Source organism: Enterovibrio paralichthyis (assembly GCF_019209835.1).
Lineage (GTDB): Bacteria > Pseudomonadota > Gammaproteobacteria > Enterobacterales > Vibrionaceae > Enterovibrio > Enterovibrio paralichthyis.
Map to the genome: position 1 here is coordinate 68719 of NZ_JAHUTS010000004.1, position 14041 is coordinate 82759.

General features: G+C 51.9%; 14 protein-coding genes. 9 read left to right on the forward strand and 5 right to left on the reverse strand.

The features are described 5' to 3' along the window. The first annotated feature begins 392 nt into the window (after positions 1-392). The 4 genes from KU854_RS06345 (at position 393) to KU854_RS06360 (ending at position 5406) form a co-directional block, all read left to right on the forward strand. Positions 393-2027: a BCCT family transporter gene (locus KU854_RS06345; RefSeq protein ID WP_218357605.1), complete on the forward strand. Its 1635-nt coding sequence runs from the start codon at positions 393-395 to the stop codon at positions 2025-2027. Positions 2028-2122: 95 nt separating this feature from the next. Beyond that, on the forward strand, positions 2123-4006 hold the full coding sequence (locus KU854_RS06350; RefSeq protein WP_218357606.1) for a DUF294 nucleotidyltransferase-like domain-containing protein: 1884 nt from the start codon (positions 2123-2125) through the stop codon (positions 4004-4006). An 8-nt stretch (positions 4007-4014) separates the two neighbouring features. Next, positions 4015-4752 (forward strand): 3'-5' exonuclease, encoded by a 738-nt coding sequence (locus KU854_RS06355; protein WP_218357607.1) that lies wholly within the window; start codon positions 4015-4017, stop codon positions 4750-4752. Between the two features lie 195 nt (positions 4753-4947). After that, positions 4948-5406 (forward strand): FKBP-type peptidyl-prolyl cis-trans isomerase, encoded by a 459-nt coding sequence (locus KU854_RS06360; RefSeq protein ID WP_054778535.1) that lies wholly within the window; start codon positions 4948-4950, stop codon positions 5404-5406. A gap of 75 nt (positions 5407-5481) precedes the next feature. On the opposite strand, the gene KU854_RS06365 is transcribed toward KU854_RS06360, so the two are convergent. Further along, positions 5482-6894 (reverse strand): hypothetical protein, encoded by a 1413-nt coding sequence (locus tag KU854_RS06365; RefSeq protein WP_218357608.1) that lies wholly within the window; start codon positions 6892-6894, stop codon positions 5482-5484. 98 nt (positions 6895-6992) lie between these two features. Between KU854_RS06365 and KU854_RS06370 the strand changes: the two genes are divergently transcribed. After that, positions 6993-7577, forward strand: a complete 585-nt coding sequence (locus KU854_RS06370; protein ID WP_218357609.1) for a sugar O-acetyltransferase — start codon at positions 6993-6995, stop codon at positions 7575-7577. Here KU854_RS06370 and KU854_RS06375 read toward each other — a convergent pair. Beyond that, entirely contained in the window at positions 7574-7822 is a 249-nt protein-coding gene (locus tag KU854_RS06375; protein WP_218357812.1) for a YkgJ family cysteine cluster protein, read from the reverse strand. The two genes, KU854_RS06370 and KU854_RS06375, sit on opposite strands and share 4 nt — an antisense overlap. A gap of 224 nt (positions 7823-8046) precedes the next feature. On the opposite strand from KU854_RS06375, the gene KU854_RS06380 reads away from it, so the two are divergent. Together KU854_RS06380 and dusC are read left to right on the forward strand one after the other, a co-directional pair. Continuing rightward, a complete protein-coding gene (locus tag KU854_RS06380) occupies positions 8047-8490 on the forward strand; it encodes a YcgN family cysteine cluster protein (protein ID WP_054778538.1) in 444 nt (147 codons plus the stop codon). A 4-nt stretch (positions 8491-8494) separates the two neighbouring features. Further along, positions 8495-9469: a tRNA dihydrouridine(16) synthase DusC gene (gene dusC / locus KU854_RS06385; RefSeq protein ID WP_218357610.1), complete on the forward strand. Its 975-nt coding sequence runs from the start codon at positions 8495-8497 to the stop codon at positions 9467-9469. 58 nt (positions 9470-9527) lie between these two features. Here the strand turns inward: dusC and KU854_RS06390 are convergent, their stop codons facing one another. Further along, positions 9528-10202 carry a Rossmann-fold NAD(P)-binding domain-containing protein gene (locus tag KU854_RS06390; RefSeq protein ID WP_218357611.1) on the reverse strand — a complete coding sequence of 225 codons (675 nt, stop codon included), beginning with the start codon at positions 10200-10202 and terminating at the stop codon, positions 9528-9530. 203 nt (positions 10203-10405) lie between these two features. Between KU854_RS06390 and KU854_RS06395 the strand changes: the two genes are divergently transcribed. Together KU854_RS06395 and KU854_RS06400 are read left to right on the forward strand one after the other, a co-directional pair. Continuing rightward, positions 10406-11047 (forward strand): YecA family protein, encoded by a 642-nt coding sequence (locus KU854_RS06395; RefSeq protein WP_218357612.1) that lies wholly within the window; start codon positions 10406-10408, stop codon positions 11045-11047. A gap of 1 nt (position 11048) precedes the next feature. Beyond that, positions 11049-11432 carry a (deoxy)nucleoside triphosphate pyrophosphohydrolase gene (locus KU854_RS06400; protein WP_218357613.1) on the forward strand — a complete coding sequence of 128 codons (384 nt, stop codon included), beginning with the start codon at positions 11049-11051 and terminating at the stop codon, positions 11430-11432. Positions 11433-11480: 48 nt separating this feature from the next. Here the strand turns inward: KU854_RS06400 and dsbB are convergent, their stop codons facing one another. Together dsbB and nhaB are read right to left on the reverse strand one after the other, a co-directional pair. Then, entirely contained in the window at positions 11481-12017 is a 537-nt protein-coding gene (dsbB, locus tag KU854_RS06405) for a disulfide bond formation protein DsbB (protein ID WP_218357614.1), read from the reverse strand. Positions 12018-12097: 80 nt separating this feature from the next. Next, positions 12098-13687, reverse strand: coding sequence for a Na(+)/H(+) antiporter NhaB (nhaB, locus tag KU854_RS06410; RefSeq protein ID WP_218357615.1), 1590 nt, complete (start codon positions 13685-13687; stop codon positions 12098-12100). Positions 13688-14041 lie beyond the last annotated feature (354 nt).

The following is a 14041-nucleotide window of genomic DNA, read 5'->3' on the forward strand; positions in this document are numbered from 1 at the left end:
ACTGAAACAGGATAAGGCGTGGCGCAATTACATAATCTGCTTTCATCATTTGCCGTTAACACTAAAACGTTTACCCCATTAAACCCTTTTCGGGTCACAGTTGGGCAAACTGAAAATGTTTAGAGATCAATGGTTGATTGTGTGGATTGTTAGCCGGTTTGACACAGGTTTCAGTTTGATTTTCGTGTAATTACAGCAGCTAATTCGACTAATTTCTCACTATTGAAGCATTGAACACTAAGGATATGTTAGAGTGTTAGGGTCTACAGACCTACGCTGCAGTGTACGTTTAATATGCTTGATACCCATTCACATTTTTCATGAGGATCTCCACCCTGCATATTCAACGACATTGACTGCGTCACTCGCGAAACGGACTAAGGAGTTTTACTGTGAGCGATAAAAGTCATGAAGAGTTGATGAAGCCGGATGGCGACGTCAACCCAATCAATACCGACTACCAAGTCGGACAGGATAATATTGCGCTGAAAATAGGCCCATTGGGGCTGGATATTCACAACCGGGTATTCTTGATTTCCGGTTTAGCCATTGCGTTATTCGTCTTCATCACCTTGGCGTTTCAAAAAGATGTTGCTCCGGTCTTCGGTGAAATCCGTGGCTGGCTGACATCGAACCTCGACTGGTTTTTCCTCTCTGCCGGCGACATCTTCGTGGTTGTTTGCCTAGTGCTGGTAGTTAGCCCTCTTGGCAAAGTACGCCTGGGCGGCACAGAAGCCAAACCTGATTACACCTACGGCGGCTGGTTTTCCATGCTGTTTGCCGCGGGTATGGGTATTGGCCTGATGTTTTATGGTGTGGCAGAGCCGCTTTCCCATTATGCGTCCTCGTTTGGTGGTACTTCGGTGGAAAATGGCGTGCGGACCGACTGGGCACCGCTGGGTGCCGCTGCCGGTGACGTCGAGGGGGCGAAGAGCCTTGCGATGGCCGCGACCATCTATCACTGGGGTCTCCATCCGTGGGCGATTTACGCAATCCTGGCGCTGGGTCTGGCACTGTTCTCGTTCAACAAAGGTTTGCCACTGACCATGCGCTCTGTGTTCTATCCGCTGTTCGGTGAACGCATCTGGGGTTGGACAGGCCACATCATTGATATCCTTGCCGTGGTTGCTACGCTGTTTGGTCTGGCGACATCGCTTGGCTTTGGTGCTTCGCAGGCGGCAGCCGGTCTGAACTTCCTGTTTGGTGTGCCGCTTGGCACAACCACGGAAATCGTTTTGGTTACCTTGATTACTGCGCTTGCATTGACGTCGGTAGTCGCAGGTCTGGATGCCGGGGTAAAACGCCTTTCAGAGATCAACATGGTACTGGCGATGTTGCTGCTGCTGTTTGTGATCATGATGGGGCCAACCATCGCCATCCTTACCGGCTTTTTTGACAATCTGGTTTCTTACGTTGAATACCTGCCTGCGCTCGCTAATCCGTTTGGCCGCGAAGATGCTAACTTCTCGCAAGGCTGGACAGCATTCTACTGGGCATGGTGGATCTCCTGGTCGCCATTCGTCGGGATGTTTATCGCCCGCGTATCCCGCGGCCGTACTGTGCGTGAATTTATCATCTGTGTACTGCTTATCCCGTCGCTGGCTTGTGTGCTGTGGATGACCGCTTTTGGCGGCACTGCAATCGACCAGTTGGTTAACGATGGCTACACAGCGGTAACAGAAGCGGATTTGCCGGTTCAGTTGTTTACCATGCTGGAAGCGCTGCCGCTGTCGCAGATCACCTCGTTTATCGGGATTATTCTGGTGGTGGTTTTCTTCGTGACCTCGTCAGATTCCGGTTCGCTGGTTATCGATACCATTTCTGCCGGTGGTAAAGTGGATGCACCTGTTCCACAACGCATTTTCTGGTGTACGTTCGAAGGTCTGGTAGCCATCGTGCTGCTGCTGGGTGGTGGTCTTGTCGCCTTGCAGGCAATGGCTGTCTCCACCGGCTTCCCGTTCACCATCGTGTTATTGATTGCCTGTGTGTCGGTTGTGAAAGGGCTGATGTCAGAACCTCGCGGCTAAGACAAGGGCAATATGTTGTCGCAGGGCAGACATGGTGTCTGCCCTGTTTCGTCTGACTGGAGTCGAGCTATCTGGCTCATTGAGATTGAGAAGTAATGGAAGCGGAACAAATCGAAATCGCAGCGTTTCTCAAACAATACGTACCGTTTAATGAATTGCCGGAAGAGGAAGTCGACCGTGTTGCTACACAGGTAGAGATTTCCTATTTCCGTGCCGATACCCAAATCTTTGAACATGGCCAGCCCATTCATGATTTCTGTATTGTGCGAAGCGGTGTGGTTGAGGTGTATCGTCGCAACGGCGAGTTGTTTAACCGGCTGTCTGAAGGGGGCTCTTTCGGTCAGTGGGGATTAATGATGAACCGCCGGGTGCGCTATCCGGTGAGAGCGATTGAGGACAGTCTGGTCTATTTTGTGCCGGACACTGTGTTTGATGATTTGATTGACCGCTTCGATTGTTTCTCTGATTTTATGGAGGTCGGTGATGCCAGCCGTTTACGCCAGGCGGTAGAAAACCACCGCGACAGCAACGACCTGACCACCTCCAAGGTTACCTCTATCATTCTGCGCGATCCTGTCTGGGTAGAGGCTGAGGATTCGGTGCAGCAAGCTGCGGTGAAAATGACCGAAGAAGGGGTATCTTCCCTGCTGGTGATGACTACAGAGCTTGATGAAGATGGTGTCGACCAGGCGCGTCTTGCCGGTATCGTGACCGACCGCGACCTGCGCTCCCGCGTGGTGGCGGAGGGGCTGGCATACGATACGCCAATTGCAGAAATCCTGACCCCGCAACTGATCACGCTTGACCACAATGCTTATGTGTTCGAGGCCATGCTGACCATGCTGCGCAATAACCTCCATCACCTGCCGATCCTGCGAAACCAGAAGCCGGTTGGGGTGGTGGCACTTTCTGACATCGTGCGTTACGAGTCTCAGAGCAGTCTGGTGATTGTCAGCAGTATTTTCCGCCAGCAGTCGGTGGATGATCTGGAAATGTTGTCAAAAGACGTTCCCGCCTGTTTCTCCCGCATGGTGTCGGAAGATGCCAATTCGCACATGATAGGTTCCGCCATGGCGGTGATTGGTCGCAGTTTCAAACAGCGTTTGTTGGAGTTGGGCGAAGAGGAGTTTGGCTCGCCACCTGTCCCATACTGTTTTCTGGCATTGGGATCCATGGCGCGCGATGAGCAGTTGATCGTAACGGATCAGGATAACGCCATGATCCTCGATGACAGGTTCGACCCGAAAGAACACGACGAGTATTTTGCCAATCTGGCCAAGTTTGTCAGCGATGGTCTGGCGCGTTGTGGTTACAGCTACTGTACCGGTAACATCATGGCGACCAATCCGGAGTGGCGTAAAACACGCACCGAATGGGAAGAGACCTTTGCGGATTGGATTGATCACCCCAACCCGAAATCTTTGCTCAACAGCAATATCTTCTTTGATTTGGACGGTGTTTACGGTGCCACTAACTGGGCGGAAACGCTGAAAGCCTTTATTTCCCGCCGTGCCAAGCGGAACAACCGTTTCCTTGCCTGCATGGCAAGAAACGCCCTCAACCGTACGCCACCACTGGGCTTCTTCAAGAATTTCGTGATGGAGCAGGATGGCCGTCACCGCAACTCCATTAACCTGAAACGCCGCGGCACGGCGCCGTTGGCCGACCTTATCCGCGTCCACGCGCTGGCAGTGGGCTCGCGTTCCCAGAACTCCTTTGAGCGTCTCGATGACATCATCGAAGCCGGTATTTTGCCGAAAGGGCGGGGTGAGGATATCCGCGATGCGATGGAGTTTATTTCCATGGTGCGTATCCGCCACCAGGCATTTGACGTGGCGGAGAACATTGAGCCGGATAACAACATCGAACCGGAAAAACTGTCTGACTTTGAGCGACGCAACCTGAAAGATGCTTTCCAGTTGCTGAGCAACGCCCAGAAGTTCCTTAAGTACCGCTACCAGCCAAACCGCAGCAACTGAGGAAAGCCATGTTAATTCTGAGGCCCAATAAGGGCATGCCCCATATGCAGGCGGGGCCGGACTGGATGACCTTGCACAAGCGCTTGAAGCAAAAAGCCAAAGTTCCCTTGCTCAAACGCTTTTATGACGCGGGCATCGTGGCGGCGGAAACGCCACTGTCTGAGGTGCAGTTTGTGGCGCTGGATTTGGAGACCACAGGGTTGGATCCGGCGAAAAACGAAATCGTCAGTATCGGACTGGTGCCATTTACCCTTTCCCGTATTTACTGCCGCGAAGCTAAACACTGGATTGTAAAACCGAGAAAGCCGCTGGATGATGAATCTGTGGTTTTCCATGGCATCACCCACTCTGATGTGAGTGACGCGCCGGATTTGAAGCGCGTCCTTGAAGAGGTGCTGGCCTCTCTGGAAGGCAAGATTGTGGTGGTGCATTACCGCCGCATTGAACGCGATTTTATCGACGCGGCAATCAAAAACCGTCTGGGGGAGGGGCTCTTGTTTCCGGTCATCGACACGCTGGAAATTGAATCCTGGTTTTACCGTAAACCCAGCCAGAAATTTTGGTCACGGGTGTTGCGAAAACCGCTGACTTCAATACGCCTTGCTGATAGCCGTCGTCGTTATAATCTTCCATTTTATCAAGGCCATAATGCCCTAACGGATGCCATAGCAACGGCAGAACTTCTGCAGGCGCAAGTTGCCCACCGCTTTGGCCCGGACTATCCGGTGAAATCCTTCTGGCGCTGATCTGCAGTCATTGTTTAACCATCGGCCCGAGTTCACGTTTTTGGCAATCAAAACCGTTGTAATCGGGCCGTTTCACGGTTCGTTATACTCACTGTGTTAAAGTCAAAGTATCTCCCTTGTGGATGAGCCGGTATCTGTTTTTGGCGTTCCCAACCCGATAGATACATAAATTCGCTGCCGATAAAGGATGGCAAGATGATTGAAGAGAACAAGGTCGTCAGAATTGACTACACAGTGAAAGATCAGGAAGGACAACTGATTGACTCCTCGGAAGGCAAAGAGCCACTGGCTTATTTGCACGGCGCGGGCAACATCATTCCGGGTTTGGAAAGTGCACTGGCAGGCCGCGCAGAAGGCGAAGCGTTTGAAGTGGTTATCCAGCCGGATGACGCTTATGGCCAGCGCAACGATGCACTGATCCAGGTAGTAGAACGTGGTGTATTCCAGGGCGTTGACCAGATTGATGTCGGCATGGTGTTCAATGCACAGGGCCCTGAAGGTAACATCCAGGTGACGATCATCGCGATTGAAGGCGACGAAGTGACTATCGATGGCAACCACCCGCTGGCGGGCGTTGTGCTGAACTTTGAAGGTGTGATCCGCGAAGTCCGCGATGCGACCGAAGAAGAGATTGCTCACGGTCACGTACACTAAGTCAGAGTCACTCGATAAAAAGCGAGCAGGTAATGCTCGCTTTTTTGTGCCTGTTTACCTGCCTGTGTGCAAGGGTTACCGGCGTATCAACAGAAAATCGAAAAGGTGGGCATCATCGAAATGGCGCTCCCCGACAAACGCGATAGCATGTTTGCCGTGCTGTCGCATTGCGCCCGGTGAACGCACGCCAAACGGCCAGAGAAACCAACGCTCCCCGCGAACACTCTCGGGCAAAATACCTTCCCTGTCATACGGGCTTTGAAAAGTCTGTCCAACTGTTGGCAATGCCAGAGTTGATTTAAGCGGCAATCCGGCCAAAGCCACGTCTGGCGAGGTGTTACCCGTCACACTGACTCCCTGGATCATATGCTCTCCACTGGTCAGGCTGACGGTTAATCGCGGGGAGGGCTGCGGCAAAAGCAGGGTTTGTTCTATTGGCTTTTCGCCATCAAGGTGGCGAAATCCAATCGTATCGCTAAGTAAATACACCATGTGGTAGCAGCCGCACTGATGGATAGAATCCAAAATCAGCGGTTGTCCGCTTTCATCCAGCGTTATACGTACGTTCACTGCATCAAACCTGCCGGCGTAAGGGTCGAAAACGCTGGCCGCGGGACGGCCGGGAAACCAGAGCACATAGTTAAGCTGTGGCAGGACGTTTCCGTCAAAGCGCGTGTAACTCAGGTGTTTGTAAAGCGCGGGCTTAAAGGTGTTGATATACGGCTTGTCGCCGCGGCCAAGTTCAAGCGCGCCGGGTAAATCGTCCCGCGTGAGCGTTTCCACTTTGAATATCGGCGAGTAGTGGTTCAGTAGACGAACCTCATCGTCCTCATTAATAAGTGGCCAGCCGGTCGGGGATTGTTGCCGCGCCGCCGACAGCATTCCTGCGATTTCTGCCTGAACCAACCTCGATGCGGGCTCACCGTAGCTTACCGGTGACTCCAGCACCCGGCGGAAACTCTCCTTTATCCGCACTTGCTCGGCTTCAATTCTTCCCTCGGCGACAAGGCTTGCGACTGGATACACCCCGACCACACGTTTCCAGTGTTGGTAAGCCGTTGGCACCCTTGGTGGCTGCTCTTGAACTATCTGCCAGAAAGCAGCGTTGTTAAGGCTCTTTGCGGTGAGTGCTTGCTGGCATTGGGTGAGATTGACTGCCCCGGCTGGTTTGGGTGTAAGTTTCAGGGCGATTTCCAGCTGTTCCTTTCCCAGTCTGCTGACATAGTCCAGCCATTGTTTTTTGGCTGCAGCACCGGACAGGGTGTCTGTCATTGAGGTGCTGAAGCGGTCAAAAGCGAGATACGGGAATCGGCCATCAAAATGATAGGGAAGGGCATACCCGCGGCTTGCCTCAACAGATCGGTAATACTCAGATAATTCGCTGACGCATTGTGCTTCATCATCCGGGAATAGATTGGATTTTGGGGCAGAGGCGCAGCCGGAAATCAGCGCCACTAAAATCAGGAACATTAACCGAAGTCTCAACATGTAGGCTCATCTGTGAAGTAAGGTAGGGCTCTTTTTCGGCGTGAATAACCGCGCCGGAAAACCATTCTTTTCGACAGTGTCGGTAGTAGGGAAAGAAAATGAAAACCGAAAAACAAAAAATGCTAAGTGGAGAGCTATACCGCGCCAGCGACAGTGAGCTGGTGGCGGATAAAAAACGAAGCCGTGAAGCCGCCCGACGCTTTAACCAAAGCCTGCCAGAAACAGAAGAGTGGAAAACGGCGCTGCGGGATTTGCTGCCAAATGCGCACGATTCTTTGTATGTTGAGCCGCCTTTTTACTGCGACTACGGTCTGCACGTGACTATCGGCGAAAATGTCTTTATGAACTTCAACTGCACCATTTTGGATGTCGCGCCGGTGACGATTGGCAACCGTGTGATGATGGCCAATAACGTGCAATTGCTGACAGCGACCCATCCTTTGGATGTCCAGCGCCGTGTCTTCGATTTGGTGGAGTACGGTCTGCCTATCACCATTGGCGATAATGTCTGGCTGGGTGGCAGTGTGATTGTGCTGCCTGGGGTGACCGTGGGCAAAAACAGCATTGTCGGCGCGGGCAGTGTGGTTACCAAAGATGTGCCGGACAACGTGATTGTGGCGGGTAATCCGGCGCGTATCCTTAGAGAGCTGACGGCAGAAGAAGTGGCTGAGCGCCAGGACTAGGTCAGCGCTTCAAGCTCTGTCAGTACGTCGATGGCGTACTGGTTGGTGCTGCCGCAAATATCCCGGTCAGCCTTAAACTGACTGCATACGGCAGGACGTCCAGGCTGGCCGAAAATCTTACAAAGATTCTCATCATTCAACTGAATACAGCGAACCCCGGCCGGTTTGCCATTTGGCATGCCCGGAATAGGTGAAGAGATGCTAGGGGCAATACAACATGCACCGCAGCCTAAACGACAGCTCATGGTCGGTTCGTTCATCTCATTACCTCAGGTTTATCGCGTTATAATCCAATCGTGGGCGCGCACAGTATCACTCGGTAGCAGTAAACGCAAAACCTCGGCATAACCTGGCGCTAAGTGACTGATAATGTGTGTTCAAGGGAGCCAATTTGGGATAACCCTTGCAGTTTCTGCATCGGGTGGTATAACGGGCGCCTTTAACGGTAACAACAGCAGGTACGGGTAGTATGACAACGCCTTTCTGGGAACAAAAATCACTGACTGAAATGACTGACGCAGAGTGGGAATCGCTGTGCGACGGTTGCGGTAAGTGCTGTCTTCACAAACTGATCGACGAAGACACCGAGGAGTTGTACTACACCAATATCGCCTGCAGCCTGCTGGATGACAAAACCTGCTCGTGCAAAGACTACGCGAACCGCTTCAGCTATGACGAAGAGTGCCTGAAGCTGACCCGCGACAAGATTGACGAGTTCTACTGGCTGCCCGATACCTGCTCTTACCGACTGCTTGCAGAAGGTAAACCGTTGCCAGCGTGGCATCCGTTGATCACAGGTTCGAAAGAGGCCATGCACGCAGCGGATGAATCTGTGCGTGAGAAAGTGGTTTACGAGATCGATGTTATCGACTGGGAAGACCACATCCTGAACCATCCGAACCGCCGGGGCTGATAACATGAAGCTGGTTCTTGGTCCTATGGAGGGCGTACTGGATGCGCTGATGCGCCAGATGCTCACCGAAATCAACAGTTACGATCTCTGTGTGACCGAATTTGTACGCATTGTCGATAGCCTGCTTCCTCCTCGTGTTTACCACAGAATGTGTCCGGAGCTTCTGGCCGGTGGTAAAACGGCATCGGGAACGCCGGTGCGCGTTCAGTTGCTTGGACAATCCCCGCAATACATGGCGGAAAACGCCGCGCAGGTGATTGAGCTTGGCTCTGCCGGTGTCGACATCAACTTTGGCTGCCCCTCTAAAATGGTGAATGGCAGCAATGGTGGTGCGGCGCTGCTGAAGAACCCGGAACTCATCTATCAAGTGGTGAAGTCAGTCCGTGACGCGGTACCTGACAATGCCATTGTCAGTGCAAAAGTTCGTCTGGGCTTTGACGATGTGTCACCTTACCGTGAAATTGTCGATGCGGTGCAATCAGCAGGTGCAAATGAAATTGTGGTGCACGGCCGGAGCAAGGCAGATGCCTACAAGCCGGGAACCGTACGTTGGGATTTGATTGGCGATATCGCCAACCGACTCTCCATTCCTGTCACTGCCAACGGTGATATCTGGGGACAGGAAGATGCTATCCGCTGCCAGGAAGTGACGAACTGCGACACATTGATGGTCTGTCGCGGCGCGCTCAATATCCCGAACCTTGGTGCACACATCAAAACCGGTCAGGCGCCAATGACATGGCATGAAGTGTTGATCCTACTTGTCCGCTACTCTGAATTTGAAATTCGTGGTGACAAAGGGCTGTATTACGCCAACCGTGTGAAACAGTGGTTCCGCTATCTCAAAGACCAGTACCCGGAAGCGCATCCTGTGTTTATGGAATTGCGCCAACACAATGATAAGTTCAAGGTACTTGCTGTGATTGTCGATGCGCTGAACGCGCTGGAAAAGAAAGCTGTCTGTGAAAGCGCGTGTTGAACGCGCTTTTTTTATTGCCTCAATCCCGCTTAATTTCGCGATATTCACCATCAGGTACTTAAAAACGATTGAGTGCCCGACCCGGTAACACGCGATAATCGACCCGCCCAGGCCACTGGGATTCGGACAATGTTGCAACCATCGCCCGGGCGACGCGCACCGCTTCCACCGGTTCAAAATCTGCCAGTGGTCCGCTAAGGAAAGGGGAAAGCATGGGCATGATACGTTGCAGCCGCTGTTCATCACTTCTTGGCTGACTGCGATCGCCCAGCAGGGGGCCGGGACGTGCAACCAACAAGCGTTCGAAACCCATTTCGCCGAGTGCCTGTTCCATCTTTCCTTTGCAGCGCAGGTAGTGGGATGGCGACCAGGGGTGACTGAGCATGCTGGATACCACAGCAAGGTGTTTAACCCCGACGACAGCCATCATCCGCGCGACTTTGACAACCAGATGATAGTCCACCGCTTCGAGCGCTTTACGTGAGCCTGCATCTTTGCGCGTCGTGCCAAGGGCAATATAGCCTTGAAGCGGCACAGGCCATTGTGGTTGCCAGTGGGTTACTGACAGGTCGCTACTTTGGTGAACGATGATCTTCTCAGAAACGATCTGGATGGGTCTGCGTGTGACCACATGGATATGGGAGACATCCGGGTCTCCTAGCAGTTGGTGCAAAAGCTCATCACCAACCAGGCCGGTTGCGCCGGCGATTATGACACTGCGAGACGAAGACACAGCGATACTTCCTCTGTATTCAGATGCGCGCTAGCCTATCATGAGATCAACGAATTTCTTCACAATCTAATGTGATTTCTTGGATTTATCACGTAATTGCTAAGTAAGACTGGCAAGCCTCTGTGACGCCAAATTACTGGCGGACGGTTGTCTCTGTCCAGATTCTGTATATGATCGTTTCCTTTTACAAAATGAGAGCCGAGATGACCTCTTTAATTGAATTGCACAGCGATTGGGAAGGCATGCCTGCCGCGTTTATTGAAGGTGCCTTGCTGGCTGCAAATTTGTCTCCGGCCCCTCTGGACCCGGATGTCTGGTTGCCGCTGCTTGTCACAGGCGGTGTGGAAGAAGACAACGTAGAGCCAATTAGCAACGAACAGAAACAAGCAATTATGCTGCGTTTTGAGCAGCAATATGCCGCGTTGATGAAGCATACTTACGTTATGCCTGAGCCGCTGTCTCTGGATGCCGAGCGTAACGATGATCACAAAGCCTTCGCTGAAGGTTTTCTGGCTGTCTGGCCTCACATTGAACCAGCGTGGCGCGAAGTCACTGTGTCTGACGGCAGCCGCCGTATGTTGTCTGCACTGATGACGACCATGCTGTTTTTACACGATGAGCAGGGCACACTGGCGCAGATGGAGGAAGCGGGGCTTTCTTCACTGCCGTCACCGGAGAAGTACTATCAGCAACTGCCTTTGATGATCAATGAAGTGGCTTTGGCGGCGGATGAAGTGCAGCAAGGTTCGGGTGCGCGTGCGGTTAACCCCTACAAATCCGTAGGTCGCAATGACCCGTGCCCTTGCAGAAGCGGTAAAAAGTTCAAGAAGTGCTGTGGCAAGTAATATGACTGACTCCGTAATCCGTGTGGTTGCCGGTGTGTTGAGCGAAGGAGACAAATTCCTCATCACCCAGCGTCACAATGATGAAGGTGGATTGTGGGAGTTTCCCGGCGGCAAAGTGGAAGCCGGAGAAAGCGAACCAGAAGCGCTGATCAGAGAGCTTAGTGAAGAGCTGGGCGTTAATGTGGAGATCGGTGAATTCGCACTGGAGACGCTTCATCACTACCCGACCAAGTCGATTCTGCTCAGAAGTTATTATTGTCGAAAGGTAAGTGGAGATATCCAGCTGAACTGCCACCAGGCCATGGCGTGGGTCACTAAAAACTCGCTCGATGACTATGCCTTCAGCGATGCTGACAAACCCTTGGTGAAACTGCTGCAGAGCTAATAAAAATCCCAGCCTTGGCTGGGATTTTTTATCTTTGGCTAGCGACCTTTAGAAAAGGCTGCGCTGGCGCTTTCCGAAAAATTGAGATAGCACCACAATAGCCAGCACGACAAGCATGGCAGCGAAAATGATCACCAGCCACTGAGGCATGCTCAGGGTCAGGAATTGCCATACAATCTTGCTGCAATCACCGCTGGCTTCAAACATCCATGGCACCCATTTGTTCAGTGGCGCCCAGGAAGGGAATGAAACAAAGATGTCACAGGTTGCGCCAAACAGATCGTTAGGATCAGGGAACTGGTAACCCACGTGCTCGATGGATAGTTTCAGGCCCCAACCAGCTGCAACACCCCAGGCAGCAAAACCTGCCCAGCGGATAAGGCCGTTTTGTGGCGCAATCATTCCAATCAGGCCAGCCCCGACCACACCTATCATTGCCACACGCTCGTAAATACACATGACACAGGGGGCAAGATCCATGACGTGCTGGAAAAACAGTGCACAGGCTTCCAGCGCCAGTGCAGAAAGCATCAACAGGAACCAAGCCGTTCGGCCGCGGGAAATTTCATTGAAGAACGTGAACATAGTGTACGAATCCGTTGTAAACGACAAAGCCCCACGTGAGTGGGACTTTGAAATTTCAAATAATAATGACTTAAAAGACGTTAGTGTCCGCCGCCAACTGCACCCATGGAGTCCATAGAGTACGAGGTCAACCAGCCAGCGTCATAGAACCACTCGGTCATCGGTACCAGGAACAGCTCAATACCCGCCAGACCAACCAGACCCATCACGATGGTGTATGGCAGAGCCATGTAAACCATTTTGCCATACGACAAGCGCAGCAGCGGTGCCAGTGTCGAGGTCAGCAAGAACAGGAATGCTGCCTGACCGTTAGGCGTTGCCACTGAAGGCAGGTTGGTACCGGTATTGATTGCAACAGCCAGAAGTTCAAACTGTTTGGCATCGATAATACCGTCCATCAGCGCGGCTTTAACTTCATTAATGTACACCGTGCCGACGAACACGTTATCTGACACCATGGAAAGCAATCCGTTCGCAATATAGAACATGGTTAGCTGTGCACTGCCTTCCAATTCCAGTACGGCACTGATCACAGGCGTAAACAGTTGTTGGTCAACGATTACGGCAACTACAGAGAAGAATACCGCCAGCAGGGCTGTAAACGGCAGGGCTTCCTCAAACGCTTTACCAATGTGGTGCTCGTCGATAACGCCGGTAAATGCTGTTGCCAGAATGATAACGCTCAGACCAATCAGACCAACCGCAGCAAGGTGCATAGCAAGGCCAATGATCAGCCAAACTGCGATCAGCGCCTGAACGATCAGTTTCGCCACGTCGTAGTTGGTGCGTTTCGCACGTTCTGCATTATCAAACTCTACCAAAATCTGGCGTACGTTCTCAGGCAGCTTTGTGCCGTAGTCAAACAGGTGGAATTTCTCTACCAGTGCACAGGTCGCCAGGCCACAGATCAGCACTGGCAGGGTAACCGGCAACATACGCAGGATAAACTCGCCAAACTGCCAGCCGGCTTTTTCTGCGATGATCAGGTTCTGTGGTTCACCGACCATGGTCATCACGCCACCCAGTGCGGTACCGACACCCGCATGCATCAGCAGGCTGCGCAGGAATGCGCGGTAGTTTTCCAGGTCGTCACGGCTCAGTTCATCACGAACACCGTCATCAGATGTTGGATCGTGGCTGCCTGAAGGGTCACCACCAGAAGCTACGCGGTGGTAGATAGAGTAGAAGCCAACGGCAACGCTGATAACAACGGCGATAACTGTCAGCGCATCAAGGAACGCGGAAAGGAATGCCGCCGCCGCACAGAAAGCAAGGGAGAGCAGGGTTTTGGATTGGATGCCCAGCAGTATCTTGGTAAAGATGAACAGCAGAAGCTGCTTCATGAAGTAGATGCCGGCAACCATGAAAATCAGCAGCAGCAGTACTTCAAAGTTTGCCACCAGTTCATGTTTAACCGTCGCAGGACTGGTCATACCGATCGCGATGGCTTCTATCGCCAACAAGCCCCCCGGCTGGAGCGGGTAACACTTAAGTGCCATGGCCAAGGTGAAAATAAATTCCACCACCAACACCCAACCAGCGACGAACGGGTCAATAGCAAAAAGGATAGGGTTGATAATTAGAAAAGCGATGATTGCTAGTTTGTACCAGTCAGGTGCTTTACCAAGAAAGTTCTTGATAAAAGCTTTCCTTAGCGTTGTGGTGGGCATGTCTCTTTCTCTGTTTTTAGTAAGCAAGTCGTTTCTGAGGCTTGAAATGAAGATGTAAATGTTCCGTTACAAAGCTGCGGGCTATATTACCAAATGTAGAAATTTGAGCCGTTTTTATGAATCAAAGGCTAAACGTAATGTATCTGGCAAAAACGACCACTGAAATCCAGTGCATAGCTGAACTCGGAGCACACAATACAGCGACTTTCCAAACAGTCAATATTCCAAAGCGTGTTAATTAAATTACTGGAGGATGTTACGAAAAAAACACAATGAATGACATTGGTTAAGAAGTATTCAGTAACATTTGGGCGACAACATTCTATTCTTGAGAAGTCTGTCATACAGTGATGA

Bases quoted from the DNA above. Each gene is read 5' to 3' on its own strand.
- KU854_RS06395 (WP_218357612.1), top strand. From the start codon at position 10,406: ATGACCTCTTTAATTGAATTGCACAGCGATTGGGAAGGCATGCCTGCC.
- KU854_RS06375 (WP_218357812.1), bottom strand. From the start codon at position 7,822: ATGAGCTGTCGTTTAGGCTGCGGTGCATGTTGTATTGCCCCTAGCATC.
- nhaB (WP_218357615.1), bottom strand. From the start codon at position 13,687: ATGCCCACCACAACGCTAAGGAAAGCTTTTATCAAGAACTTTCTTGGT.
- KU854_RS06370 (WP_218357609.1), top strand. From the start codon at position 6,993: ATGAAAACCGAAAAACAAAAAATGCTAAGTGGAGAGCTATACCGCGCC.
- dusC (WP_218357610.1), top strand. From the start codon at position 8,495: ATGAAGCTGGTTCTTGGTCCTATGGAGGGCGTACTGGATGCGCTGATG.
- KU854_RS06360 (WP_054778535.1), top strand. From the start codon at position 4,948: ATGATTGAAGAGAACAAGGTCGTCAGAATTGACTACACAGTGAAAGAT.
- dsbB (WP_218357614.1), bottom strand. From the start codon at position 12,017: ATGTTCACGTTCTTCAATGAAATTTCCCGCGGCCGAACGGCTTGGTTC.
- KU854_RS06355 (WP_218357607.1), top strand. From the start codon at position 4,015: ATGTTAATTCTGAGGCCCAATAAGGGCATGCCCCATATGCAGGCGGGG.
- KU854_RS06400 (WP_218357613.1), top strand. From the start codon at position 11,049: ATGACTGACTCCGTAATCCGTGTGGTTGCCGGTGTGTTGAGCGAAGGA.
- KU854_RS06380 (WP_054778538.1), top strand. From the start codon at position 8,047: ATGACAACGCCTTTCTGGGAACAAAAATCACTGACTGAAATGACTGAC.
- KU854_RS06350 (WP_218357606.1), top strand. From the start codon at position 2,123: ATGGAAGCGGAACAAATCGAAATCGCAGCGTTTCTCAAACAATACGTA.
- KU854_RS06365 (WP_218357608.1), bottom strand. From the start codon at position 6,894: ATGTTGAGACTTCGGTTAATGTTCCTGATTTTAGTGGCGCTGATTTCC.